Source organism: Streptomyces sp. NPDC006610, from assembly GCF_040611575.1.
GTDB lineage: Bacteria > Actinomycetota > Actinomycetes > Streptomycetales > Streptomycetaceae > Streptomyces.
Genome location: NZ_JBEXOP010000032.1, coordinates 26,599 through 53,515, shown reverse-complemented (window position 1 = coordinate 53,515; position 26,917 = coordinate 26,599). Strand labels below are relative to the sequence as shown.

The 26,917-nt window shown below is 76.0% G+C and carries 9 protein-coding genes; 3 read left to right on the top strand and 6 right to left on the bottom strand.

From position 1 onward, the window contains the following. From ABZY13_RS24110 to ABZY13_RS24100, 3 genes are all read right to left on the bottom strand, one after another. Nucleotides 1–18,552 carry a non-ribosomal peptide synthase/polyketide synthase gene (locus ABZY13_RS24110; RefSeq protein ID WP_356634066.1) on the bottom strand — a complete coding sequence of 6,184 codons (18,552 nt, stop codon included), beginning with the start codon at nt 18,550–18,552 and terminating at the stop codon, nt 1–3. Between the two features lie 126 nt (nt 18,553–18,678). Then, nucleotides 18,679–20,028, bottom strand: a complete 1,350-nt coding sequence (locus ABZY13_RS24105) for a serine hydrolase domain-containing protein (RefSeq protein ID WP_356634064.1) — start codon at nt 20,026–20,028, stop codon at nt 18,679–18,681. Between the two features lie 86 nt (nt 20,029–20,114). Continuing rightward, complete coding sequence (locus ABZY13_RS24100) at nt 20,115–21,323, bottom strand: cytochrome P450 (RefSeq protein WP_356634062.1); 1,209 nt, start codon at nt 21,321–21,323, stop codon at nt 20,115–20,117. 783 nt (nt 21,324–22,106) lie between these two features. On the opposite strand from ABZY13_RS24100, the gene ABZY13_RS24095 reads away from it, so the two are divergent. Beyond that, on the top strand, nt 22,107–22,427 hold the full coding sequence (locus tag ABZY13_RS24095) for a DUF2795 domain-containing protein (RefSeq protein WP_356634060.1): 321 nt from the start codon (nt 22,107–22,109) through the stop codon (nt 22,425–22,427). 99 nt (nt 22,428–22,526) lie between these two features. Continuing rightward, nucleotides 22,527–23,171, top strand: a complete 645-nt coding sequence (locus ABZY13_RS24090) for a dienelactone hydrolase family protein (RefSeq protein ID WP_356634103.1) — start codon at nt 22,527–22,529, stop codon at nt 23,169–23,171. 31 nt (nt 23,172–23,202) lie between these two features. Here ABZY13_RS24090 and ABZY13_RS24085 read toward each other — a convergent pair whose 3' ends face one another. After that, nucleotides 23,203–24,006 (bottom strand): alpha/beta fold hydrolase, encoded by an 804-nt coding sequence (locus tag ABZY13_RS24085; RefSeq protein WP_356634058.1) that lies wholly within the window; start codon nt 24,004–24,006, stop codon nt 23,203–23,205. 112 nt (nt 24,007–24,118) lie between these two features. Between ABZY13_RS24085 and ABZY13_RS24080 the strand changes: the two genes are divergently transcribed. Next, a complete protein-coding gene (locus ABZY13_RS24080; RefSeq protein ID WP_356634056.1) occupies nt 24,119–25,315 on the top strand; it encodes a cytochrome P450 in 1,197 nt (398 codons plus the stop codon). Between the two features lie 163 nt (nt 25,316–25,478). Here the strand turns inward: ABZY13_RS24080 and ABZY13_RS24075 are convergent, their stop codons facing one another. Together ABZY13_RS24075 and ABZY13_RS24070 are read right to left on the bottom strand one after the other, a co-directional pair. After that, nucleotides 25,479–25,910, bottom strand: coding sequence for a PPOX class F420-dependent oxidoreductase (locus tag ABZY13_RS24075; protein WP_356634054.1), 432 nt, complete (start codon nt 25,908–25,910; stop codon nt 25,479–25,481). A gap of 1 nt (nt 25,911) precedes the next feature. Next, nucleotides 25,912–26,811, bottom strand: a complete 900-nt coding sequence (locus ABZY13_RS24070; protein ID WP_356634052.1) for an NAD(P)-binding domain-containing protein — start codon at nt 26,809–26,811, stop codon at nt 25,912–25,914. Nucleotides 26,812–26,917: the final 106 nt, after the last annotated feature.

The window sequence follows — 26,917 nt, the reverse complement described above, 5'->3', positions numbered from 1 at the left end:
TCACCGTTCGTCGTGGTCGCTGTCGCCGCGTACGGCGTCTTCGAGTTCGCTCAGCACCTGCTCCTCCACCAGCTCCGCCAGGGCGGCGACGGTGCGGGTGACCAGCACGTCCCGCGGCGTGAGGGACACGCCGAAGGCCTCGCCGGCGCGGGAGGAGATGAGCAGGGCGCGCAGGGAGTCGCCGCCGAGGGCGAAGAAGTCGTCCTCCGCGCCGACGGTGGTCTCCAGCGCCTCCTCCCACAGGTCGGCCAGGACCTCCTCGGTGGGCGTGCGCGGCGGCACGTGACCGGCGGCCGGGGGCTCGGTCCCGGCTGCCGGGGCGGGCAGGGCGGCCCGGTCGGTCTTGCCGTTCTCGGTCAGCGGGAAGCGGTCCAGGACCACGAAGGCCGAGGGGACCATGTGACCGGGCAGGGTGCGGGCGGCGAAGGCCCGCAGCTCGGCGCCGGCGGGCCGGTCGGCGCCGGGCGCGGCGAGCAGGTGGGCCACCAGCCGGGGCAGGCCGGGTTCGTCCTCGCGGACGCTCACCACCGCGTCGAGCACCGCGGGGTGGCGCACGAGGGTGGCCTCGACCTCGCCGGCCTCGATGCGGTGGCCGCGCAGTTTGAGCTGGTGGTCGGTGCGGCCCAGGTAGTGCAGTTCGCCGCGGGCGTCGCGGCGGACCAGGTCGCCGGTGCGGTACATGCGGCTGCCGGGCGGGCCGTAGGGGTCGGCCAGGAAGCGGGACGCGGTCAGTCCGGGGCGGCCCAGGTAGCCGCGGGCCAGGGCCGGTCCGGCGAGCCAGAGTTCGCCGGGCACGCCGTCGGGCACGGGGCGCAGCCGGGCGTCGAGGACGTAGGCGGCGGTGGCGGGCAGGGGGCGGCCGATGGGGGGTGCGGCGCCGTCCGGTTCCAGCGGGTCGGACCAGGTGGCGACGACGGTCGCCTCGGTGGGCCCGTAGGAGTTGACCATCCGGTGGTGCGGGGCCCAGCGGGCGACGAGTTCGGCCCGGCAGGCGTCCGCGCCGACGATCAGGGTGTTCAGGTCGGGCAGGGTGCCGGGCGTGTCCGGCGGGAGGGTGGCGAGCGCGGCGGGCGGCAGCAGCGTGTGGGTGATGCGTCCGGTGCGCAGGACGTCCGCCAGTTCGGCGCCGAGCAGCGGGCCGGGCGGCGGGACGACGAGGGCCGCGCCGCTCGGCAGGGACATGCACAGCTCCAGCACGGAGGCGTCGAAGCTGGGCGTGGCGAAGGCGAGGACCCGGTCGCCGGGGCCGACCCGGTAGTGGGCGGCCTCGGCGGCGGCGAACGCGGCCAGTCCGCGGTGGGTGACGACGACGCCCTTGGGCGTGCCGGTGGAGCCGGAGGTGTAGATGACGTACGCCGGGTCGTCCAGGTCGAGGGGGCGGACCCGGTCGGCGTCGGTGGGCCGGTGGCCGGGGACGCCGTCCGGCGGGGCCGCGAGCAGGGCGGCGACCTCGTCGGCGGTGAGGGTGACGGCGGGGTCGGCGTCGCTCAGCATCAGGGCGACGCGGTCGGCCGGGTAGCCGGGGTCGACCGGCAGGAAGGCGGCGCCGGCCTTGGCGACGGCGAGCTGGGCGAGGACCATGTCCGCCGAGCGCGGCAGGACGAGGGCGACGATGTCGCCGGGTCCGGCGCCGCGCGCGATGAGCCGGTGCGCGAGCCGGTTGGTGTGCGCCTCCACCTCGGCGAAGGTCAGCGTGGTGTCCGTCGTGGCGAGGGCGGGCCGGTCCGGCCGGCGGTCGGCGGCGGCCTCGATCAGCGCGGGCAGCGTCGCCGGGGGCACGGGCGGCAGTTCGGGGCGGGCGGGGCCGTGCAGCAGCCGTTCGCGTTCGGCGGGCGGCAGCACGTCCACCGCGTGCAGCGGGGCCGGGTCGTCGGCGTCGGCGAGGGCGGCGAGGGCGTGCATCAGCCGGGCGGCGAGGGCGTCGGCGGTGGACTTCGCGAAGTAGCGGGGGTCGTAGCCGAGTTCGACGCTCAGGTCGTCGCCGGGCGAGATCACCACCGTGAGCGGGTAGTTGGTGGCCTCGCGGGCGTCGAGGTCGTGGATGCGGACGCCGTGCGCGCCGGCGGTGGCGTCGCCGACCGGGTAGTTCTCGAAGACCAGCAGGCTGTCGAAGAGGGAGGTGCCGGAGGGAAGTTCGCTCCACTGGTGCAGCTCGGACAGCGGTACGTGGTCGTGGCGCCGGTCCTCCGCCCGTGCCGCCTGCATGTCGCGCAGCCACGCGGCGCAGGGCGCGTCCTCGTCCACCGCGACCCGGGCGGGCAGGGTGGTGATGAACAGGCCGGTGATGGTGTCGGCGCCCGGCAGGTCGGCGGGCCGCCCGGAGACGGTCGTGCCGAAGCACACCTCGCGCTCGCCGCTCCAGCGGGCCAGCAGCAGCGCCCACGCACCCTGGACCAGCGTGTTGAGGGTGAGGCGGTGCCGGCGGGCGAAGTCGGTCAGTCGTGCCGTGCCGTGCGCGCCGAGCCGCCGCGACAGCCAGGTGCCCGAGCGGGCGGCGGCCCCGGGCGCGGGCCTGCGGTCGTAGGGCAGCGGGGTGGGCGCGGTGTATCCGGCGAGGGCGGCCTTCCAGTGCTCCTCGGCGGCGGCGGTGTCCCGCGCGGCGAGCCAGGCGGCGTAGTCGGCGAAGGGACGGCGGTCCGGCAGTCGCGGCTCGCTTCCGGCGGCGAGCGCGGCGTGCGCGGCCAGCACGTCGCCCAGGACGTGGAAGACGCTCCAGCCGTCCAGCAGGACGTGGTGGAAGGTCCACACGACGCGCACCCGGTCCGGGCCGAGCCGGATGAGGGTGACGCGCAGCAGCGGGGGCCGGTCGAGGGCGACGCCGCGGGCGCGGTCCTCGTCGAGCAGCCGTCGCAGCCGCTCCTCCCGCTCGGCCGGCGCCACGGCGCTCCAGTCGAGTTGGGCGACGGGCAGGACGGCGTGGCGGTGCACGGTCTGGAGCGGGACCGGCACCCCGTGCAGGGCGACGGCGGTGCGCAGGACCGGCGTGCGGTCCACGACGTGCTGCCAGGCGGCGGCCAGCAGCCCCGGCTCGCGTACGCCGTCCGCCACGAACGTGATCTGTTCGGTGTAGAGGCCCTCGCCGGGTTCGTCCAGGGCGTGCACGACCATGCCGGTCTGGGTGGGCGTGAGCGGGTAGACGTCGACCACGTCGCGTCCGGTGCCGACGAGCCGGTCGACGGCCGCCTGGTCGAGCCCTGCGAGCGGGAAGTCCGAGGGGGTGCGGCCGCCCGCGCCGGGCTCGGCGCAGTGCCGGACGATCTCGCGCAGTTCCTCGGCCGTCTCGGCGGCCAGCCGGGCGACGGTGTCGGGCCGGTGCACGCCGCGCGAGTAGGACCAGGTGAACTCCAGCCGCTTGTCGGCGACCCGGCCGAGGACGTCGATGAGGTGGGGCCGCTCGGCGGAGCGGTCCATGCCTCCGGTCAGGCCGCCGTGGGGCGCGTGCAGCAGGCCGCCCGGGGCGGCGTCCCAGTCCTGCCGGCCCAGGTAGTTGAAGCCGACCTGGGGCAGCTCGGGCAGCTCGCCGGCCGCCTCGGGGCGCAGGTGGCGCAGGGCGCCGTAGCCCAGTCCCCCGCGCGGCACGGCCCGCAGGCTCTCCTTGACGGACTTCAGGGCCGCGCCGGGGCCGGCGTCGCGCGGCACGTCGAGGCCGACGGGATGCATGGTGGTGAACCAGCCGACGGTGCGGGCGAGGTCGACGTCGTCGAACAGGTCCTCGCGGCCGTGTCCCTCCAGGGCGACCACCACCCGGTCCTGCCCCGTCCAGCGGGCGAGGACACGGCCGAGGGCGCACAGCAGGACGTCGTTGACGCGGGTGCGGTAGACGTCGGGGACGTCCTGGAGGAGGCGGCGGGTGTCCTCGCCGCCGAGGCTCACGGTCACCGTCTCCTCGTCGGCGGCGGTGTTGCCGCCGTCGAGGTCGGTGGGCAGGGGGGTGGGGCGCAGGGCGCTCCAGTGGGCGATCTCGTCGTCGAAGCCGCCGGCCGCGGTGTGGGCGGCCAGGCGCCGGGCCCAGTCCCGGAAGGACGTCGTCTTCGGGCCGAGGTCGGGCGCCGAGCCGGCGCGCAGGGCGCGGTAGGCGGTGTCGAGGTCCTCCAGGATCACCCGCCAGGACACGGCGTCGACGACCAGGTGGTGGGCGGCCAGCAGCAGCACCGGCGGCCGGTCCTCGCCGGGGCGGCACAGGGCCGCCCGCAGCAGCGGGCCCCGCGTCAGGTCGAACCCGGCGCACAGGCCGGCGGCCACGGCCTGGGCCTCCTCGGGCGCCTCGTGCACCTCCAGGTGGGGGGCGTCGCCGGGCGCGGTGCCGTACTGACGCCACCGCCCGTCGCCGGCCGGGTCGTAGCGCAGGCGCAGGGCGTCGTGGTGCTCCAGCACCGCGGCGAGCGCTTCCCGCAGCGCGGACTCGTCGGCGTCGGCGACCAGTTGGAAGGAGACGGCCTGGGTGAAGTGGGCCGGGTCGCCGGTGAGGGTGTCGAACATCCAGTGCTGTACGGGGGTGAGCGGGACGTCCCCGACGACCGGCCCCTGGTCGGCGGCGGGCGCGGTCCCGGCGTCGGACTCCTCGACGGCTGCGGCGAGTTCGGCGACCGTCTGGTGCCGGAACAGGTGCCGCGGGGTGAGCGCGAGGCCGGCCCGGCGGGCGGCGGAGACGATGCGGATGCCGAGGATGGAGTCGCCGCCGAGCGCGAAGTAGTTGTCGTCCGCGCCGACTTCGGGCACGCCCAGCACCTCGGACCAGATCGTGGCGAGGGTGTGCTCGGCGCCGGTGCGGGGCGGGCGTCCGCCTTCCGAGGCGGGGGCGGACCACCGCGGTTCGGGCAGCGCGCGCCGGTCCAGTTTGCCGGTGGCGCCCAGCGGCAGCCGCTCCAGCGGCACCACCACGGCCGGGACCAGGTGGTCGGGGAGGGTGCGGGCGAGGAAGGCGCGCAGGTCGGCCGGCGCGGGCGCGTCGCCGCCCCGGGGCACGGCGTAGCCGACGAGGCGTTTGTGGCCGTCCTGTTCCACGACGCGTGCGGCGGCCTGCGCCACCTGCGGGTGCCGGGCGAGGGCGGCCTCGACCTCGCCGAGTTCGATGCGGAAGCCGCGGACCTTCACCTGGTCGTCGCCGCGGCCCAGGTAGACCAGGTCGCCGTCGGCCGACTGGCGGACCAGGTCGCCGGTGCGGTACATGCGGCTGCCGGGCGCGCCGTAGGGGTCGGCCAGGAAGCGGGACGCGGTCAGTCCGGGCCGGCGCAGGTAGCCGCGGGCCACTCCGGTGCCGGCGAGGTACAGCTCGCCGGGGGCGCCGGGCGGCACCGGGCGCAGCCGGGCGTCCAGGACGTAGGCGCGGGCGCCGCCGAGGGGCCGGCCGATGGGCGGGACGCGGTCGGGGTCGGCCGGGTCGCAGGTGAAGGCGGTGGCGTAGACGGTGGCCTCGGTGGGGCCGTAGATGTTCATGACGCGGCAGCCCGGTATCGCCTCGCGCACCTGGCGCACGGCCCGCGCGGGCAGCGCCTCCCCGGCGAGGACCACGGTGTCGGCCGTGACGCGCACGGTGCCCTCGGCGAGCAGCCGGCCCAGCGCGGAGGGGACCGCGCTGAGCAGTCCCGCCCGCCACGGGCCGGGCCGTTCGGCGAGCGCCAGCAGGTCGCGGACGACCTCCACGTGCCCGCCGGACAGCAGCGGCGAGAGGATCTCGAACACCGACACGTCGAAGTTGAGCGAGGTGGACGCCACCACGTGGCCGAGCCCCCGGCCGGTGAACTCGCCCGCCGCCCAGTCGGTCAGCGCGACCACGGAGGCGTGGGGGACGACGACGCCCTTGGGCCGGCCGGTGGAGCCGGAGGTGTGGATGACGTAGGCGGGGTGGTCCGGCAGCAGCGGGCCGCGCCGGTCGGCGTCGCCGAGGGGGGCGGGGGACGCGGCGGCCAGGCGTGCGGCCCAGTCCGGGTCGTCCAGGACGATCCGCGTGTGCGGGCCGTCGGGCAGCCGGCCGGACGTCTCCGCGCAGGTGATCACCGCGCCGGGGCGTACGTCGTCGAAGAGGAAGGCGATGCGTTCGGCCGGGTGCCCGGGGTCGACCGGCAGGTAGGCGGCGCCGCTCTTGAGGACCGCGAGGAGCGCCACGATCAGGTCGGCGGTGCGGGGCAGGGCCAGTGCGACGAACCGCTCGGGCCCGGCGCCGGCCTCGACGAGGAGGCGGGCCACGCGGTTGGCGCGCTCGTCGAGCTCCCGGTACGTGAGCCGGTCGGCGCCCGCGGTCACGGCGGGGGCGTCCGGGGTGCGGGCCGCCTGGGCCGCGAAGGCGTCCGGGAGAGTGCGGCGCGGCAGCTCGGCCACCGGACCGGCGAACCGGTCGAGCAGCCGGCGCGCGTCGGCCGGGTCGAGCGGGGCGAGGTCGGCCAGGCGGCGGCCGGTGTCGGCGGTGATCTGCGTGAGCAGGGTGCGCAGGCTCGCGCCGATGCCTTCGACGGTGGCGGCGTCGAAGGCCGCCGGGTCGTAGTCGAGGGAGACCGTCACGTCGTCGCCGGGGGCGACGACCACGCTGAGCGGGTAGTTGGTCGGCTCGAGGTCGCTCTCCATCTCGACGGCGAGTCCGTGCCGGGCCAGCGCGTCCGCGTCGAAGGGGTAGTTCTCGAAGACGACGATGCTGTCGAACAGGCTCGCCCCGCCCGGGACGTCGCTCCACGTCTGCAGCTGGGCGAGGGAGACGAAGTCGTGCCGTCGGGCCTCCGACTGGGCTGCCTGCACCTCGCCGAGCCACTGCAGCACGGGCCGGCTCCCGTCGATCCGCAGCCGGGTCGGCACGGTGTTGATGAACAGGCCCACCATGGAGGTGACGCCGGGCAGTTCGGCCGGGCGGCCGGAGACGGTCGTGCCGAAGACGACGTCGTCGCCGCCGCCGTAGTGGTGCAGCAGCAGTCCCCAGGCGCCCTGGAGCACCGTGTTGACGGTCAGCCCGGCCTGCTGCGCGGTCTCCTTCAGCCGGGCCGACACCTCCCGGCCGAGGGACACCCGGACCGTGCCCGAGGAGGACGCGCGGTGGGCCTCGGCGGGACGCCTGTCGCGCGGGAGTTCGGTGGGGACGGCGAACCCGGCGAGGGTCTCGCGCCAGTAGCGCTCGGCGCGGCCGGTGTCCTGGCCGGCCAGCCAGCGCAGGTAGCCGGCGAAGGGCGCCCGGTCGGGAACGTGCGGGCGGCGCCCGGTGGTCAGGGCCGCGTACCGCTCGCACACCTCGTCGAAGACCTGGGCGGCGCTCCAGCCGTCGAGCAGGACGTGGTGGAACGTCCACACCATGCGCACCCGGTCCGGTGCGAGCCGGATCAGCGCGAGCCGCATCAGCGGGGCCGCGCCGAGGTCGATCCCGGCCCGCCGGTCGGCGTCGAGCAGCGCCTCCATGTCCCGGGCCCGCTGTGCCTCGGACCGTGCGGTCCAGTCGTGGTGGGCGACGGGCACGACGGCCCGGCGCTCCACGACCTGGAGGGGTTCGGCGGTCTCCTGCCACACCAGACGGGTGCGCAGGATCGGGTTGGCGTCCGCGGTGCGCCGCCAGGCCTCGGCGAGCGCGTGCGGGTCGGTGACGCCGTGCAGCACGACCTGCACCTGGTTGACGTAGGTGCGGGCCTGGGGGTCCAGGAGGCTGTGGAAGAGCATCCCGGCCTGCATCGGCGTGAGCGGGTACACGTCCTCGACCGTGCGCCCGTCGCCGACGACGCGGTCCACGGCGGCCTGGTCGAGCCGGGCCAGCGGGAAGTCCGAGGGCGTACGGCCGCCCGCGCCGGGTGCGGCGCAGTGCGCGACGATCTCCTCCAGCGAGCGCAGCATGCCCTCGGCGAGCGCGGCGACGGTCTCCTCGCGGTGGCGTCCGGCGCTGTAGTGCCAGGCGATCTCCAGCTCGTCGCCTTCGACGCGGGCCACCACGTCCAGCAGGTGCGGGCGCGGCGAGCCGGGGTCCTCGGCGCCGTCCAGGCCGCCCGGCACGGCGCGGACCAGCGCTCCGGTGTCGGCGGACCAGTCGAACCGGCCCAGGTAGTTGAAGCTGATGCCGGGCATGGGCGCGGCGGCGAGCGGCCCGTCGCCCGCGAGGTGGCGCAGGACGCCGTACCCGACGCCCCGGTCGGGCACGGCCCGCAGTTGCTCCTTCACGGACTTCAGCGCGTCGCCCCAGCCGCCGTCGGGCAGTGCGAGGGCGACCGGGAAGAGGCTGGTGAACCAGCCGACCGTGCGGGACAGGTCGAGGTCGTCGAAGAGGCGGTCCTCGCGGCCGTGGCCCTCCAGGCCCACGGCGACCGTGCCGCGTCCGGTCCAGTCGGCCAGCACCCGGCCGAGGGCGGTCAGCAGGACGTCGTCGATGCGGGTGCGGTAGACGCCGGGGACCTTGCGCAGGAGGTCGTCGGTGCGCCGGCGGTCCAGACGCACGGTGACGGCGCGCAGGTCGGCGGCGGTGTTGCCGCCGTCGAGGTCGACGGGCAGCGGGTCGGCGCAGTGCCGTGACACGGCCTGCCAGTGGGCGCGCTGCGCGGCGAGGTCCGACTCGCCGGCGCGTTCGGCGAGGCGCCGCACCCACTCCCGCACGGAGGTGGTGCGCTGCGGCAGCCGTATCGGCTCCCCCGCCAGGGCCTGCCGGTAGGCGGTCTCCAGGTCCTCCAGGAGGATGCGCCAGGAGACGCCGTCCACGATCAGGTGATGGGCGGTCAGCAGCAGGCGGGCGGGGCGGCCCGCGCGGGTGAACAGCCGGGCGGCGATCAGCGGGCCGGTCTCCAGCCGGAAGCCGGTGTGGGCCTCGTGGGAGAAGCGCGCCTCGGCCGCCTCGGCCGCCTCCGTGTCGAGGCCGCTCAGGTCGTGCGCCCGCAGCAGCCCCGGGGCCTCGGTGTCCGGGGCGGCGTATTCCTGACGCCAGTTCCCGTCCGCCGCGCGGGCGAACCGTGCGCGCAGGGCGTCGTGGTGGGCCCACAGGGCGGCGAGGGCCGCGCTCAGCGCGTCGGCGTCGACGTCCTCGGGCGTCTCCACGACCACGGACTGGTTGAAGTACTCCGGCCGGGGCGGCTCGGCGTCCAGGAACCAGCTCTGGATGGGGGTGAGCCCGACCTCGCCGCTCACCGGTCCGGTGCCCGCGACGGTCGCGGCGGCCCCGGTCGCGGCGGTGGCCAGGGCGGCGAGCGTCGGGTGCCGGAACAGGTCCCTCGGGGAGAGCGCGAGCCCGGCGGTGCGGGCGCGGGAGACGACCTGGATGCTGACGATCGAGTCGCCGCCCAGCATGAAGAAGTTGTCGTCCACACCGACCCGCGGCACGCCGAGGAGTTCGGCCCAGATGCCGGCGAGCACCCGCTCGGCGTCACTGCTCGGCGCCCGGTAGGCGGTGTCGGCGGCGGCCGAGAGGTCCGGGTCGGGCAGCCGGCGCCGGTCGACCTTGCCGTTCGCGGTCAGGGGCAGCTCGGCGACGGTGACGAACGCGGCCGGGACCATGTAGTCGGGCAGTTCGCCCGCGAGGCGGTCGCGCAGCTCGGCCGCCGGCGGGACGGCCGCGCCGGGGGCGGGCACCAGGTGGGCGACCAGGCGGGTGCGGCCCGCGTGCCGGAAGGCCGACACCACGGCCTCGGCGATCTCGCCGAGCGCGGTGAGCCGGGCCTCGATCTCGGCGGGTTCCACGCGGAATCCGCGGATCTTGATCTGGTCGTCGGCGCGTCCGACGAAGTGCAGTTCGCCGTCCGCGCTCCAGCGCACGATGTCGCCGGTGCGGTACATGCGGGAGCCGGGCGGGCCGTACGGGTCGGCGAGGTAGCGGGCCGCGGTCGCGCCGGGGCGTCCGGCGTAGCCGCGGGCCAGTCCGGCGCCGGCCAGGTACAGCTCGCCGGGCACGCCGGGCGGTTGGGGCTGGAGCGCGGCGTCGAGGACGTAGACGCGGGTGTCGTCCAGGGGGCGGCCGATGGGCAGCGTCGCGGGCAGCGTGTCGTGGGCGCGGAAGGCCCGCCGGGTGGCGAAGGTGGTGGTCTCGGTGGGGCCGTACACGTCCACGACGGTGAGATCGGGGCAGGCGTCCAGCACGCGCCGTACGGCGGATCCGGGGACGGCCTCGCCGCCGGTCCACACCTCCCGTGCGCCGCGCAGACACGCGGGGTCCTCCTGGGCGAGCAGACGGAACAGACCCACCGTCAGGAACAGGCAGGTCACCCCCTGTTCGCCGATCGCGCGGCGCACGGCGGCGGCCTCCAGGTCGCCCGGCGGGGCGAGCACGGCCGTGCCGCCGCGCAGCAGCGGCGTCCACACCTCGTAGGTGGAGGCGTCGAAGGCGTGCGGGGAGTGCACCAGGACCCGGTCGTGGCCGGCGAAGGCGCGGTCGAGGGCGAGCGCGGCCACGTCCCGCTGGCGGGCGGCCACGCCCTTGGGGGCGCCGGTGGAGCCGGAGGTGAACATCAGGTACTGCACGTTGTCCGGGTCCACCCGGAACGCGGGGTCGGGTGCGTGCGCGTCGGCGGCCTCGGTGTCGGGTCGCAGCACCCGGCCGTCCGGCAGCAGGTCCGCGGCGGTCTCCTCCCAGGCGCCGTCCGCGAGCAGCAGGCCGGCGCCGGCCTCGCGGAGCATGGTGCGCAGCCGCTCCCGCGGGGCCCGGCCGTCGAGGGGGACGTAGACGCCGCCGAGGCGGGCGAGGGCGACCTGGGTGACGACCAGGGCGGCCGAGCGGTCCATCAGGACGCCGACGCAGACCTCGGGCCGCACCCCGAGCGCGGCCAGCCGTGCGGCCAGCGTCCGGGCGCGGTCGTCGAGCTGCCGGTAGGTGAGCCGCTCGTCGCCGGCCAGCAGCGCGAGGGCGTCCGGGGTGCGTCGTACCTGCGCGGCGAAGAGGGCGGCCGTGGTCGCCGCCGGGGCGTCGGTGGCGGTGTCGTTCCACGCGTGGAGCACCTGCTCGCGGCGGGCGGGCGTCAGCAGCGGCAGCCGGGCCGGGGCGCTCCCGGGCGCGGCGGCGACGTTCTCCAGCAGGACGGCGAGGTACTCGGCCAGGCGCTCGACGGTGGCGGTGTCGAAGAGGTCCGGGTCGTAGCCGAGGCGCAGGGTGAGCGCGGCGCCGGGGTAGGCCACCAGGCTCAGCGGGTAGTTGGTGGTCTCGACGCCGTCCAGGCCGGTCAGCCGCAGTCCGTGCGCGGCGGCGAGTCCGTCGTCGACCGGGTAGTTCTCGAAGACCACGATGCTGTCGAACAGGGGGGCCTGTTCCGGGAGTCCGGTCAGCGCCCTCATCCGGTGCAGGGGCACGTGGCCGAAGCGGCGGTCCTCGCTCTGCTCCTGCTGGAGCCGGGCCAGCCAGTCGAGCAGGGTCCCGTCGCGGGGCACGGTCACGCGGGTGGGCAGGGTCGCGATGAACAGGCCGTTCATGGACTCGGCGCCGGGCAGCTCGGGCGGCCGGCCGGACACGGTGGTGCCGAACACCACCTCGTCGCGGGCCGCCTGACGGCCCAGCAGCACGGCCCAGGCGCCCTGCACCAGGGTGTTGAGGGTGAGGCCGGCCGACCGGGCGAGGGACTCCAGCGCGCGGGTGGTCCCCTCGGGCACGGTGACGCGCACGGCCTCGGTGGACTCGGCGCGGTGGCTCTCGCGCGGCTCGCGGTCGTAGGGCAGGGCGGTCGTCTCGCTCAGGCCGTCCAGCCGGGCGCGCCAGTGCCGTTCGGCCTCGGCGCGGTCGTCGCGCTCGCGCAGCCAGGCCACGTAGTCGCGGAAGGGGCGGCGGTCGGGCAGCGGCCCGTCCGGGGCCGTGCCGGACAGGGCGGCGTGGCGAGCGAAAACGTCGGAGAGGACCTGGAAGAGGCTCCAGCCGTCCAGGATCAGGTGGTCGAAGGACCACACGACCCGCACGGCGCCGTCGGAGAGCCGGGCCAGCGTGAGCCGTTGCAGCGGGGCGCGGGTGAGGTCGACGCCGCGGGCCCGGTCGCGGTCGAGCAGGTCGCGCAGGGCGCCGTCGCGTTCGGCGTCGGACAGGGTGCGCCAGTCCAGCCGCTCCACCGGCACGGCCGCCCTGCGCTCCACGACGAGCAGCGGCTCGGGCACGTCCTGCCAGACGACGCGGGAGCGCAGCACCGGCGTGCGGTCGGCGACCTGCTGCCAGGCGTCCGCCAGCAGGCCCGGGTCGGTGACCCCGTCGAGGACGAAGGTGAGCTGCTGGAAGTACACGCCCCGGTCGTCCTGGGAGAGCCGGTGGAAGAGCATCCCGGCCTGGGTGGGCGTGAGCGGGTGGACGTCCTCCACCGCGGCGGGGTCGTCGCCGGCGATCCGGTCGACGGCGGCCTGGTCGAGCGGGGCCAGCGGGAAGTCGGACGGGGTGCGTCCGGCGGCGCCCGGAGTGGCGGCGTGGCGGGCGAGGTCGGCGAGCGCCGCGGCGAACCGCTCGGCGAGGCCGGCGACGGTCTCCCGCCGGTGCAGCTCGTCGGAGTAGAACCAGGTGAACTCCAGGCCGTCGCCGTCGAGTTGGCCGACGACCTCCAGCGGGTGCGGACGTGCGGCGAGGGGGTCGGCGTCCAGCTCGAGGGGGCGCAGCGGGGCCGCGTACAGACCGTCCGGGGTCTGCGGCAGCGCGATGCGGCCGAGGTAGTTGAAGCTGATCTGCGCGGGCTCGGACGGGAGCCGGGCGCCGGCGTCCGGCAGGGTGGTCAGGACGCCGTGGCCGAGACCGTGCCGGGGTATGGCCCGCAGCTGCTCCTTGACCTGCTTGAGCACGGCGTCCCAGGGCGCGTCCGGCGGGACGGCGAGGGCGACCGGGTGGCGGGTGGTGAACCAGCCGACGGTGCGGCTGGTGTCGACGTCGGCGAACAGCTCCTCGCGGCCGTGTCCCTCGACGTCCACGAGTACGCCGGCGTGCCCGGTCCAGCCGCACAGCACCCGGCCGAGGGCGGCGAGCAGCACGTCGTTGGCCTGGGTGCGGTAGGTCTCCGGAAGGGTGCGCAGCAGCGCCTCGGTGTCCTCGGCGCCGAGCCGCACGGTGACCGAGCGGGCGGAGGCGTAGGCGCCGGCGCCCGTCCGGTCGGCGGGGAGGGCGGCGACGGCGCCTTCCGTCGCCCTGGTCCAGTAGGCGCGTTCGTCGTCGAATCCGCCCGACGCGGCGTGCGCGGCGAGGCGCTCGGCCCACTGGCGCAGCGGGGAGGACTTGCCGGGCAGGGCCGCCGCGCCGTCCAGGCCGGCGCTGCGGGCGCGGTAGGCGCGGTCGAGGTCCTCCAGCAGCAGCCGCCAGGACACGCCGTCGACCACCAGGTGGTGGACGGCCAGGTGCAGCACGGCGGGCAGGCCGGGGCCGCGGTCGTGCAGGACCGCGCGCAGCAGCGGGCCGTGGGCCAGGTCGAAGGGGCCGAAGTGCGGGGTGGCGGCCTCCGGGCCGGTGTGGCGGGCGAGCCGGAAGCGGGGGGCGTGGGCGTCGATGTGCCAGCGCACGCCGTCGTCGCCGGGGACGAAACGGGAGCGCAGGGCGTCGTGGTGGGCGACCAGGTCGTTGAGGGCGTTCTCGAGCGCGGCCGTGTCCACGGGCTCGCGCAGCTCCACCGACAGGGCCTGGGCGAAGTGCCCGGCGCGGTCGGCGGCGCTGTCGAAGAGCCAGCGCTGGATGGGCGTCAGCGGCGCGGGGCCGGTGGGCTCGACGGGCGCCGCGGCGACGGCGGGCCGCCGGCTTGCGGCGGCGTCGGCGCAGCGGGCCAGGGCGGCGACGGTCTGGTGCCGGTAGACGTCGCGGGAGGTGACGGTGAGGCCGGCCTGTCTGGCCTGGGCCACGACCTGGATGGAGAGGATGGAGTCGCCGCCGAGCGCGAAGAAGTTGTCGTCCGCCCCGACCCGTTCCATGTGCAGGACGTCCGCCCAGATCGCGGCGAGGGTCCGCTCGGTGGGGGTGCGCGGGGCGACGTGGCGCGCGGCGGGCGCGGCGGGGCCGGGGTCGGGGAGCCGGCCGCGGTCCAGCTTGCCGTTGGGGTTGAGCGGCAGGGCGGGCAGCACCAGCACGGCCGAGGGCACCATGTAGTCGGGCAGGGTGCGGCCCAGTTCGCGGCGCACCGCCTCCGGTTCCACGCGGGCGCCGGGCGCCGGGACGACGTAGCCGATCAGGCGGCGGTTGCCGTCGTCCTCCCGGACGCTCGCCGCCGCCTCGGCCACGCCGGCGCAGCGCAGCAGGGTCTCCTCGACCTCGCCGAGTTCGATGCGGAAGCCGCGCACCTTGACCTGCTGGTCGATCCGGCCGAGGTACTCCAGCTCGCCCGCGGCGTTCCAGCGCACCAGGTCGCCGGTGCGGTACATGCGCTCCCCCGGCGCGCCGAACGGGTCGGCGACGAAGCGGGCGGCGGTCAGGCCGGGGCGGCGCAGATAGCCGCGGGCGAGTCCGCCCCCGCCCAGGTACAGCTCGCCGGGGACGCCGGGCGGCTGGGGGCGCAGCAGCCGGTCCAGGACGTAGGCGCGGGTGCGGGCGACGGGCCGGCCGATCGGCGGGGCGTGGTCGGGCACGGCGCCGTCGGCGAACCAGGCGGTGGCGTAGACGGTGGCCTCGGTGGGGCCGTAGAGGTTCGCCGCCTCGGCCTCGGGCATGGCGTTCTTGAGGTCCCGCAGGGTCTGCGCGGGCAGCGCCTCCCCGGCCAGTACGACCGTGTCCGCCTCGACGGGCGTTGTGCCCGCCGCGAGCATCCGGGAGATCACCGAGGGGACGCCGCTGAGGAGTCCGGCCCGGCGCGGCGTCTCGGCGTCGGCGAGGGAGGGCAGGTCGGCGACGACCTCGACGCTGCCGCCCGCGGTGAGCGGGCACAGCAGCTCGAAGACCGACACGTCGAAGTTGAGGGAGGTGGAGGCGACGACGTGCGACAGCCGCTCGGGCCCGAACCGCTCGCGCGCCCACACGGCCAGCTCGGCGGCGCTGCGGTGGGCGACGACGACGCCCTTGGGCCGGCCGGTCGACCCGGAGGTGTAGATGACGTACGCGGGATGGGCCGGGTGCAGGGGGCGGGTGCGGTCGGCGTCGGTGAGGTCGCCGGCGTCGGCGGGGTCCGGGGCCGCGGTCGCGTCCTCCAGCAGCAGCGGCGCGCAGCCCTCGGGCAGCGCGTGCGCCGTCTCCCGGGTGGCGACGACCAGGGCGGGGGCGGCGTCGGCGAGCATCAGGCGGATGCGCTCGGCCGGGTAGGCGGGGTCGACCGGGAGATAGCCGGCGCCCGACTTCAGCACCGCCCACAGCACCGGCACCAGGTCGGCCGAGCGGGGCAGGCAGAGCGCAACCAGGGACTCGGGGCCGGCGCCGCGGGCCGCGAGCAGCCGGGCGAGCCGGTTGGCGCGCCGGTTGACCTCGGCGTAGTCGAGGCGGACGGCGCCGCAGGTCACGGCGGTCCGGTCGGGGGTGCGGGCCGCCTGAGCCTCGAACAGCGCGGGCAGGGTGTCGCCCGGTCCGGCGGGCGGGGCGGGCGGGTTCCAGGAGTCGAGCAGGGTGCGCCACTCGTCGTCCGAGAGCAGGGGCAGTTCGGCCAGCGTCCGCTGCGGGCCGTCGGCCATGCCCTCCAGCAGCCGGTGCAGCTGCCGGGTCATGCGGGCCACGGTGCCCGCGTCGAACAGGTCGGTGTTGAACTCGGCCGTCAGCTCGCAGCCGCCGTCGGCGCGCGGCGCGAACTCCAGGACCAGGTCGAAGCGGGCGGCCGGGCGGGGCAGCGGATGCTCCTCGATCCGCACCCCGGCGGCGAGCGGCGGCCGGACGGGCGCCGTCTGCTGCACCACCATCACCTGCACCAGCGGGGTCCGGCTGGGGTCCCTCGGCGGGGCGAGTTCCTCGACCACCCGGTCGAAGGGCACCCCGTCGTGGGCGAAGGCGTCCAGCACGGTGGCGCGCATGGACTCCACGAAGCGGTCGACCGTGGTGGCGTCGTCCACCTCGCCGCGCAGCACCACGGTGTTGGCGAAGAAGCCGGTGACGTCCTCGAGTTCGCGGCGGCCCCGCCCGTTGGTGACGGTCCCGAACGCCACGTCCCGCTGCCCCGAGTGGCGGGAGAACAGCACGGCCGCCGCCCCGGCGTACAGGGTGAACACGGTGGTGCCCCGGCCCGCCGCCAACCGGCGCAGCCGCTCGACGAGTCCGCGCGGGAGGTGGTGGCGCAGTGCCGCGCCGGCGGTGGTGCGCACGGGCGGGCGGGGCCGGTCGGTGGGCAGTTCCAGCTGCTGGAGGCCGGCCAGGTGGCGCTTCCAGTAGGCGAGGTCGTCGGCGTCGGCGTCCTCGGTGTGCCGCCGCTGCTCCCAGGCGGCGAAGTCGGGGTACTGCACGGCCGGCCGGGGCAGACCGTCGGGTTCGCCGTCCGCCTCCGCGCGGTAGAGCGCCGCGAGGTCGCGGGTGAGGACGCCCACCGACCAGCCGTCGGTGACGATGTGGTGCTGGGCCAGCAGCAGGACGTGGTCCTCGGCCGCACGGCGGACGAGGAGGGCGCGGGTCAGGGGGCCGGTCGTCAGGTCGTAGGGGCGGCTCAGCTCCTCGGTGAGCAGGCGCTCCACGGCCTCGTCGCGGCGGTCGTCGGGCACGGGCGGGACGTCCGCCGTGCGCAGGGGCAGGGCCGCGTGGGGCGCGACGGTCTGGGCGCCCTGGCCGTCGACGGTGGCGAAGGTGGTGCGCAGGGAGTCGTGGCGGGCGGCGAGCCGGTCCAGGGCGCGGCCGAGGGCGGCCTCGTCGAGCGGGCCGCGCAGCCGCAGCGCGACGCCGGTGTTGTACTCGGTGCCGCCGTCGGTGAGGTCGTCCAGGAACCACAGACGGCGCTGTGCGCCGGACAGCGGGACGGGCCGGTCGCGCGGGACGGCCGGGATCGGCTCCGGCGGCGCGGCGGCGTCCGGTGCGGCGGTGAGGGGGGCGAGCCCGGCGACGGTGCGGGCGGTGAAGACGTCCCGCACGGACAGGCGGGCGCCGAGGTCCTCGCGGATGCGGGACAGGGCGCGGGCGGCGAGGATCGAGTCGCCGCCCAGGTCGAAGAAGTCGTCGGTCGCGCCGACGGCGTCGACGCCGAGGACGTCGGCCCAGATCGCGGCGAGCGCCCGCTCCCGGTCGGTGCGCGGCTCGACGTGGCCGTCGGATCTGACGCTGCCCGGGGCGGGCAGGGCTCTGCGGTCGATCTTGTGCTGCGGGGTGAGCGGGAGTTCGTCCAGGACCACGACGGCCGAGGGGACCATGTGGGCGGGGAGGGCGGCGGCGAGGGCGGTGCGCAGCCGGGCGGGTTCGGGGCGGGCGGCGGCGTCGGCGGGGGTGACGTAGCCGACGAGCCGGCCGCGGGCCGGTTCCTCCTCGCGGACCACGACGACGGCCTCGCGCACGGCCGGGTCGCGCAGCAGCGCCGCCTCGATCTCGCCGGGCTCGATGCGGAAGCCGCGCACCTTGACCTGCCGGTCGGCCCGGCCGAGGTACTCGAGTTCGCCGTCGGCGCGCTGCCGCACGAGGTCGCCGGTGCGGTAGAGCCGGGCGCCGGGCGGGCCGGACGGGTGGGCGACGAACCGGGAGGCGGTGAGGCCGGGACGGCCGAGGTAGCCGCGGGCCAGCCCGTCGCCGCCGACGTACAGTTCGCCCTCGGCGCCGGGGGGCACGGGCCGCATCACCGGGTCGAGGACGTGGGCCTCGGTGCCGGGCAGGGGGCCGCCGATGGCGGGGGTGCCGGTGCCCGCGGTCAGCGGTCCGGTCCAGGTGGCGACGATGGTGGCCTCGGTCGGGCCGTACGAGTTGATCATGCGGCGGCCGGGCGCCCACCGGTCGACGAGCGCGGCCGGGCACGCCTCGGCCCCGACGATCAGCGTGCGCAGACGGGGGAGGCCGCCGAGGTCCGCCGGGTCGGGCAGGGTGGCCAGGGCGGCCGGGGGGATCAGGGTGTGGCTGATGCGGTGCTCGTCGAGGACGGCGGCCAGTTCGTCGCCGAGCCAGGGCCCGTCCGGCGGGACGACCAGGAGGGCGCCGGACAGCACGGAGATGCACAGCTCCAGCACGGAGGCGTCGAAGCTGGGCGAGGAGAACTGCAGCACGCGGTCGCCGGGGCCGACGTCGTAGCGCCGTGCGGCGGCCGCCGTGAAGCCGCTGATGCCGCGGTGGGTGACGGTGACGCCCTTGGGGGTGCCCGTGGAGCCGGAGGTGTAGATGACGTACGCCGCCTGGTCGGGCAGCGGGCGCTCGAACGGGGGCGCCGCGCCGGCGGGTTCCTCCTCCAGCAGGGCGCGCACCCGGGCGGGATCGTCCAGTACGACGGCCGGCGCCGCGTCGGTGAGCATCAGCGCGCGCCGTTCGGCGGGGTAGCCGGGGTCGACGGGCAGGAAGGCGGCGCCCGCGAGGGACACGGCGAGTTCGGCGGCGATCAGCTCCATGGAGCGCGGCAGCACCAGGGCCACGGTGCGTTCCGGTCCGGCGCCGGCGCGGACGAGGTGGCCGGCCAGCCGCTCGGCGCGCCGGGCCAGTTGCCGGTAGGACCAGGTGCGCCGGCCGTCGGTCACCGCCGGTGCGTGCGGGTCGCGCCGCACCCACGCGGCGAACAGCTCGCCGAGGGGGACGTGCCGGGTGGCGTGCTCGGTGCCGGCCGGGGGCGCGGCGGGCTCCGGTGTGCGCTGGTCGTGCAGGTCCGTCATGGAGGTGTCGTCCTTCGGGCGTGGCGGCGGCGCGCGGGCCCGGCGGGCCGGTCGGCAGCCCGCGGGCGCACCGGGGCGGTGCGGGGGTCCGCGCGTTACGGGGAGGGGGACGCGGCGGCGCGCGGTCTAGGCGGTGGGGGCGCGGCGCGCGGTGCGTCCGGAGATCTGGAGCCGGTCGATGACGCCGGTGGCGGGGTCGCGGTGGAAGCGCCCGCCCGGTTCGCGCCGGCCGGTGGCCGGGTCGACCAGGTCGTAGGTGAGGTCCGGGTGGCAGACGAGCGGCAGGGGGTAGTCGCCGTCGACGGAGAGCGTCGGCATGCCGTCGCCGTCGAGCTTGACGGCGTACTCGACGCCGCCGTTGCGGTAGACGCCGGCGCACTCGGGCAGCGGTACGGCGGGCCCGGTGCGGGTGGGCGCGGCGGCGGTGGGCACGCGCACGCCGGTGAGGTCGGCGAGGTCGGCGGCGAGGTCGCGCCACAGGGCGGTGGCGCCGCCCGCGTTGCCGGTGAAGGCGACGACGACGCCGCTGTCCGCGTCGGCCCGCAGATGGCAGGAGGTGCCCTGGGCGTTTCCGTCGTGGCCGCACCACACGCGGCCGTCCTCCTGGAAGAGGGCGAGGCCCAGTCCCCAGGCGTCGGCCAGGGCGCCGGGGTCGGCGGCCGGTTCCGGTTGCCGCATCCGGGCGGCGAGCGGGGCGGGGAGCACGCGGGTGCGGCCGATGACCGCCCTGCCGAGGGCCGCGAGGTCGGCGGCGCTCGCCAGCAGGGCGCCGGCCGGGGCCTCCACCGGGGCGAGGTTCTGCCGGGCCGGGCGGACCTGCCCGGAGGCGGTGTTGAGGGCGTGGCCGCCGGCGACGGGGCGGGCGGGGGCCGGGTCGCCGAGGAAGGCGGGGGTGATGCCGAGGGGTTCCAGGAGCAGGGCCCGTATCGCCTCGTGCCAGGTCATGCCGGTCACTTCGGAGACGAGCCGGCCGGCGGCGACGTAGCCGGCGTTGGAGTACGAGAAGCCGCTGCCGGGCGGGAACAGGGCGTTGTGGGCGGTGCAGACGGCCGACAGATAGCGCGCGGCGGTGGCGCCTGCGGCGCTGTCGGAGTCGGGGCCGGTGGGCAGGCCCGAGGTGTGGCTCAGCAGGTGTCGTACCGTCAGGTCGGGTAACGCGCGTAACTCGGACAGGAGTTCGGCGACGGCGTCGTCGAGGTCGAACTCTCCGTCGTCCGCCAGGAGCAGGACGGCGGCGGCCGTGGCGACCTTGGTGACGGAGCCCAGCGGCACGGCCGTGTCCGCGGTGAACGGTGCTCCCGTCACGGCGTCGGCCGTGCCGGTGTGCAGGGATATCAGCTCCGTCCCGGTGTCCACGGCCAACTGGGCGCCGGGTACCCGGTGTTCGCGGGCGAGGGTGTCCAGGCGGCTCTGCAGCGCCCGGCGGGCGGGGGACGGCGGCCGGTCGAGGGCCGAAGCGGCTGTGGGGTACGGCATGAGAAGGGGACTCCTCGTGAGAGCGGGTGCGGGGAGAGCGGGGTCGGGCCGCGTGGGGAGCGGTGCGGGGTGCGCGGGGTGCGCGTTTACGGCCCGGTGACGGCGATCGGCAGCCGGCGTACGCCGACCAGGACGGCGGGGTTCTGGTAGGCGACGTCCTCGTAGGAGGGGACCGCGATGCGGGAATGGCGTTCCAGCAGCGTGCGCAGCGCGATCCGGGCCTCCAGCCGGGCCAGGGGCGCCCCGAAGCAGAAGTGGATGCCGTGTCCGAACGTCAGATGGGGGTTGGGGCTGCGGGTGACGTCGAAGACGTTCGGGGCGGTGAAGCGGGAGGGATCGCGGTTGGCGGCGCCCAGGTGGACCATCAGCAGGGCGTCGGCCGGGATCTCGTGCCCGCCGAGCACGACCGGGCGGGTGGTGCGCCGGCCCAGTTCGGGAAAGGGGGGCAGCCAGCGCAGCACTTCCTCGATGGTGTCCGGGAGCCGGTCGGGGTCCTCGCGCAGCGCGGCGAGGGTGCCGGGGTGCCGGTCGAGGGTGACGACGGCGTTGCCGAGCAGCGCGGTGGTGGTGATGTGCCCGGCGACCAGCAGCAGGGCCACGAATCCGACGATCTCCTCGTCCGCCAGGCGGGTGCCGTCCACCTCGGCGGCGAGGAGCTTGCTGGTGAGGTCGTCGCCGGGGTGCGCGCGGCGGTGGCGGATGTGGTCGAGCACGTAGCCGTTCATCTCGCGCACGGTCGGCGCGATGGCCTCCAGCGCCCGCTCCAGGTCGGCCATGTCGAGGCTCTCGCCGAGCTGGTCCCCGGCGAAGAGCGTGCCGGCCCATTCCTGGAACAGCTTGTGGTCGCCGGCCGGGACGCCGAGGAGTTCGGCGATCACGATGATGGGCAGGGGATAGGCGAGGGCGTCGACCACGTCGAACACGTCCTGGTCGGCGACCCGGTCCAGCAGGTCCGCGCACACGGCCTCGATGCGCGGTGCGAGTCCGTGCACCACTCTCGGGGTGAAGGCCTGGCTCACCAGGGTTCGGAGTTTGCGGTGCTCCGGCGGGTCCATACCGACGAAGTTGCCCTTCCGGAAGGCGTCGAAGTCCTCCTGGGCGGGGGTGATCGGGGTGAGGTCCGAGGAGTACGTCGCCGGATCGGCGAGCACGGCCGAGACGCCCTGGTGATCCACGACACGCCACAGGCCCTGCGCCGCGTCGTGGGTGACGGGGTCCGCGTCGGCGAGGGTTCTCCACCGGTCGGACAACGCGTCCAGGACCGAGGCGGTCCCCGTCAGTTCGCTGCTTGACACCGTTTCTCCTTGGGTGAGGACGCGCGGGCCCTGCGTGGCCACGGGTGGAACGGACGCGCCGCTGCTCGGCCGCCGGGTCCGCCCCGGTCGGCGTGGAGGGTCGAAGGGGCCCCGGGCGGGGCCGTCAACAGACCGGAGAGCGCATTCCGTACGGCAGGGCGGCCACAAGGGCCGTTTCGGACGTCCGCCGCACCGCCGACCGGGCCGCACGCACGCGGCCGGACTGCGGCACACCCCTCGGGCACCAAGCAGACATCACACATCTCCCAGCGACTCTTCCCGCGCAGCGGCTGCGCGGGACTTCCCCTGTCCCACGATGGTGCGTTTCACGCTAAGAACACAGGTTCGACCCGTTTGGTCCCTGTCGAACGCGCTCACAGTCTTCACGGTGGGTCACGAGATGGCAACCCCCCGAAGTTGAACGGGAGATGCCCCAGCGCTCGCACGCCCTGACCGCGTGTATCCCGTCACCCGACCTTCAAACTCGACGCTCCCGAGAAAAGTCAGATTTTCTTCGCCGACCTGGTGGCACGCACGCCGCCACCAGCCCCAACAGCCTCACCCGAGCCGTTCGGCGTGACGCAAAGGCACCGGCGTGCGAACCACTGCACCGGCGCTCGGAGTCACCTCGTGTGCGCGGGCGTGCACCAAGAGGTAGACGCCGTCTCGAGGTGAGCTTGAGGCCGAGGACGGTTACCCGGACCCCGGGAGTGTGTGACGCACGAGGACGACGAGGCAGGAAAACACCAGGCTGGAGACCAGGCGGAAGAGGAGGAGAGGACCATGGCGCACCGTACGAGTGCCCGGGACGTGGTGAAGGCGATCAAGGGCGTCGACTTCCCGGCGGGCAAGGAGGAACTGGTCGAGGCGGCGCGCGTCTCCGGCGCTTCTCAAGAGGTCGTCAAGGCACTGCGCGGTATTCCGCCGGAGAAGTACGCGAACCGCGAGGAGGTGGCCCGGTCGGTGCGCGTGGACCCCGACTCCGATCTGGGCCTGTCCCCGTCACAGCGCGCCCTGCAGGCACGGGAGGGCGGCCGGCCCGGCCAGTCCCAGCATCTGCGGGATACGCCCAAGCCGCCCGTGCAGGACGAACTGGACGGCTGACGGACCGCGCCCGAGGGTGCGGAAAAGGGGGCGCGGGAGGTGAGCGGGGTGATTCCCGAGCCGGTCCCTGAGCCGGAGGCGGAGGCCGAGTCCGCGTCGGTGCCGGTGTCCGTTCCCGTGGACGGCACCGTGCTCGACGGCGATCTGACGGTGCCCGCCGGCGCCCGGGCGGTGGTGCTGTTCGCGCACGGAAGCGGCAGTTCCCGGTTCAGCCCCCGCAACCGGGCGGTCGCCGGTCGCCTTCTGCGGGCGGGACTGGGCACGGTGCTGCTCGACCTACTGGGCGAGCGGGAGGAGCGGGCGGACGCCGTGACGGGCCTGCACCGCTTCGACATCCCCCTGCTGGCGGGGCGGCTGACGGCGGCCGTGGACCGGCTGGCGGCCCTCCCCGGCGCCGCGGGCCTGCCGGTCGGCCTGTTCGGGGCCAGCACCGGCGCGGCGGCGGCACTGGTCGCGGCGGCCGAACGGCCCGGGCGGGTGTACGCCGTGGTCTCCCGCGGCGGCCGGCCCGACCTGGCCGACGACGCGCTGGGGCGGGTCGCGGCACCGGTCCTGCTCCTGGTCGGCGGCCGGGACGAGGAGGTCCTGCGCCTCAACCGGCGGGCGGCCGGGCAGCTGACGGCCCCGCACGAACTCCGGGTCGTCGAAGGCGCCACCCATCTCTTCCCGGAGCCGGGCGCGCTGGAGGAGGTGGCCGAGGCCGCCGCCGAGTGGTTCCTGTCCCGTCTGCACGGGCAGGCGTGACCTCGCCGCCGCACCGGGAGGCGCGACCTCGTCAGTCGCTGTGCGGCGCGACCTCCTCCGGTCGCCGACGCCCCGGGGCGCCCGGCTGGTCCCCGGCGGTCGCGTGCTCGGCGGTGAACCGTACGACCGTGTCCGCGTGGTCGGACAGGTAGAAGTGGTCGCCGGGCAGCACCTCCAGGCGGAAGCCGGCCGTGGTGTGGCTCTTCCAGGCGGCGGCCTCCTCCACCGTCGCGCGCGGGTCGCGGTCGCCGGTGAGGCAGAGGACGGGCACGTCCGCCACGGCGTCCGGTGCGGGGCGGTACCGCTCCACCGCCCGGTAGTCGTTGCGGATGGCGGGCAGCAGCAGTTCCATCAGCTCCGGGCTGGTGACGACGGCCGAGTCGGTGCCGCCCAGGCCGGTGACGTGGTCGAGGATCTCCTGGTCGGTGCGCAGCACGGGGTCCTCGCGCGGGGCCGAGGGCGCGCCCCGCCCGGAGACGACCAGCCGGCAGCGTCCGCCCGCGCCGAGCGCGGCCAGCCGCAGCACCGCCTCGAAGGCGACGGACGCCCCCATGCTGTGCCCGAACAGCACCAGCGGCGCCGGCCCGGCCGCCAGCCTGCGCAGCGAGGGCGTCACCTGGTCGGCGAGGCCCTCGACGGTCGTGACGAACGGCTCGCCGAGACGGTCCTGCCGCCCCGGGTACTGCACGGCCGAGACGTCGTACCCCTCCGGGAACCGCCGCGCGAACGGGAAGAAGAACGAGGCGGCCCCACCGGCGTGCGGGAAGAACACCACCCGCGCGCGCGGCCGTTCGGCACCGCGCAGTTCCCTGATCCAGGGGTCGTTCCCCGCCATTCCCGCATCCCGCCCTTCGTCTTCGCGGCGCTCCCGCCCGCGGCACGGAGATAATGCGGTCCGGCGGACCAGCGCCGCACCTGCCGTGCTCTGCCAGTGAGGTGGTAGCCCCGTGAGCATCGTCGATCTCGCCGCGCTCGGCGAGTCCTTCACCCGCGACCCCTACCCCGTGTACGCCCGATTACGTGCCGAGGGCCCGGTGCACCGCGTCCGGATGCCGGAGGGCAAGGCGGAAGCCTGGCTGGTCGTCGGGTACGAGGCCGGACGCGCCGCGCTCGCCGATCCCCGCCTGTCCAAGGACTGGGCCAAGGCCTCCCCCGCGCTGCCGCTGGGCGCGATCTCCTCCGGGCCCCACATGCTCAGGGCCGACCCGCCGGACCACACACGGCTGCGCAGACTGGTCGCCCGGGAGTTCACCGCGCGCCGGGTCGAGGAACTCGCCCCCGGCATCCAGCGCACCACCGACGCCCTGCTGGACCGGATGCTGGCGGCGCCCGACGGCCGGGCCGACCTCGTGGAGGCACTGTCCTTCCCCCTGCCCATCTCGGTGATCTGCGCCCTCCTCGGCGTCCCCGACCTGGACCGGGACTCCTTCCGCGCCTGGTCGAACGAGGCGCTCGGCGCCACCGAGCCCGAGGTCCGCAGGGCCGCCGCCGCCTCGATGGCCCGGTACCTGGAGCAGTTGGTCGCCGACAAGCGCGAACGGCCGGGCGACGACCTGATGAGCGCCCTGATCCACGGCTCGGACGAGGACGGCGACCGGCTCTCCCCCGAGGAACTCCTCGGCATGGCCTGGCTGCTGCTCGTCGCTGGTCACGAGACGACGGTGAACCTCATCTCCAACGGCGTCCTCGCCCTGCTCACCCACCCCGGCCAACTCGCCGCCCTGCGCGCCGACCTCTCCCGCATCGACGCGGCCGTGGAGGAGATGCTGCGCTACGACGGGCCGGTGGAGACCCCCACCTACCGCTTCACGACCGAGCCCGTGACGATCGGCGACACGGTGGTGCCCGGCGGCGGCGAACTGGTCCTGGTCGCACTGGCCGACGCCGACCGCGACCCCGGCCGTTTCCCCTCCCCCGACCGCTTCGACATCTCCCGCGACGCCCGCGGCCATGTCGCCTTCGGCCACGGCATCCACTACTGCCTGGGCGCCCCACTGGCCCGGCTGGAGGCCCGCATCGCCGTCCGTACCCTGCTGGAACGCTGTCCCGATCTCGCCCTGGACGTCCATCCGGCGGCCCTCACCTGGCGGTCGGGAATGATGATCCGCGGCCCGGTGAGCCTGCCGGTGCGGTTCACCGCGTGACGGGACGTCCGGAAGCCGGGACGGGAGCCGGGACCGGATGGGAGCCGGGGACCGGACGCCGGACCGGAGCCGGGACCGGACGCCGAACCGGAGCCGGGACCGGACCGGGAGTCGGGATCCGGATGTCCCGGCTCCGGTGAGCGGCGCGGCCCCGCCCGGCCGGTCAGCCGATGCGAGCGCCGTACACGTGCTCGACCGCCATCGTCATCAGCACCCGGCGGTCGGACACCATCACCGACCGGTACTCGGCCCAGTCCGGGTGCTCACCGGCGGCCAGACGGTAGTAGTCCACGAGCGCGTCGGCCTCGGGGCCGTGCGGATCGGTCCCCGGGCCGACGAGCGTGACCGTGCCCTCGGCGGTGGCCCAGGAGCGGCCGTCGGGGGCGGTGACCTCCAGCGCGGCCCGCGGGTCCCGCCGCAGGTTCGCGGTCTTGGCCCGGCCCTCGGTCATCGACACGTACAAGCGCTCGGCGGCGCGGTCGTAGAACGGCATGACCGGGGAGAGCTGCGGCCGGCCGTCGGACTTGATGGTGGCGAGGACGCCGAGCCGGCTCTCGGCGAGCAGGGCGCGGGGGTCGAACGCGGCATCGGTCATGTCATGCCTCCGTGGGCTCGCGGAACTGCTCGATCAGAGCGGCATAGCCGTCGCCGCCGTGCCCGCCGGCGACGGCCCGGGCGGCCAGTGCCCGGACGAAGCGCGGCAGTTCGGCGCTGACGCCCAGCGACTCGCTCTCCTCGACCAGGTGTTCCATGGCGTTCAGATGGATGTCCAGGGTGGCGTCGAGGGGCGGGTACGCGCCGTCCTCGACCTGCTGAGCGTAGCCGGGCAGCCAGTCGGCCACGGTCCCGACCGCCGTCCGGGCGAGCGGCGCGAACCTCGTCGCGTCGACGCCGGCCGCGCCGAGCAGGGCGGCGCCCTGGAGGAAGCCGTTCATGACGCTCCACATCAGGCTGAGCCCGGCCTGCTCGAACAGGGCGGCCAGGGCGGGGTCCTCGCCCAGGTGCTCGGTGCTCGCCGCCAGGGCGGCGAGGTCGGCCGCGTGGGCGTCGAAGACGTCGCGCGGCCCGCTGTAGACGACGATCGCCTCGTCCGTGCCGACGGCCTGCGGCACGGCCATGATGGCGCCGTCGAGATAGCGGCCGCCCAGGTCCGCCACGCGGTCGGCCGTCTCGCGCGCGGCCTTGGACGTGCCGGAGGACAGATTCACCAGAACCCGTCCGCCGAGCGACGCGTCCACCTGGTCCAGGAGTGCGCGCACGGCGTCGTGGTCGGTGACGCAGACGATCACCAGCGGGCCGGCCGCCACCGCCTCGGCAGGCGAACCGGCCGCCCTCGCGCCCCGTGCGACCAGTTCCCCCGCCTTTGCCGCGGTGCGGTTCCACACGGTCGTGGGGTGCCCGCGGTCCAGGAAGGCCCCGGCCAGCGCCTGTCCCATCAGTCCCAGCCCCAGGACCGTCACCGGGACGGGCCTCCTCGCGTCGCCGTCGTCGCTCATCGTCGCCACTCCTTCATATGTCCGCACATTCACCTGACTTCGCGGGCATCCGCCCCCCGGCGCGGACGCCGTGACAGAATCCTGGACATTCACACCGGTATGAAGG

Coding starts and splice junctions, on each gene's coding strand:
- ABZY13_RS24105 (WP_356634064.1), bottom strand. CDS start 20,028: ATGCCGTACCCCACAGCCGCTTCGGCCCTCGACCGGCCGCCGTCCCCC.
- ABZY13_RS24075 (WP_356634054.1), bottom strand. CDS start 25,910: ATGACCGATGCCGCGTTCGACCCCCGCGCCCTGCTCGCCGAGAGCCGG.
- ABZY13_RS24085 (WP_356634058.1), bottom strand. CDS start 24,006: ATGGCGGGGAACGACCCCTGGATCAGGGAACTGCGCGGTGCCGAACGG.
- ABZY13_RS24095 (WP_356634060.1), top strand. CDS start 22,107: ATGGCGCACCGTACGAGTGCCCGGGACGTGGTGAAGGCGATCAAGGGC.
- ABZY13_RS24070 (WP_356634052.1), bottom strand. CDS start 26,811: ATGAGCGACGACGGCGACGCGAGGAGGCCCGTCCCGGTGACGGTCCTG.
- ABZY13_RS24110 (WP_356634066.1), bottom strand. CDS start 18,552: ATGACGGACCTGCACGACCAGCGCACACCGGAGCCCGCCGCGCCCCCG.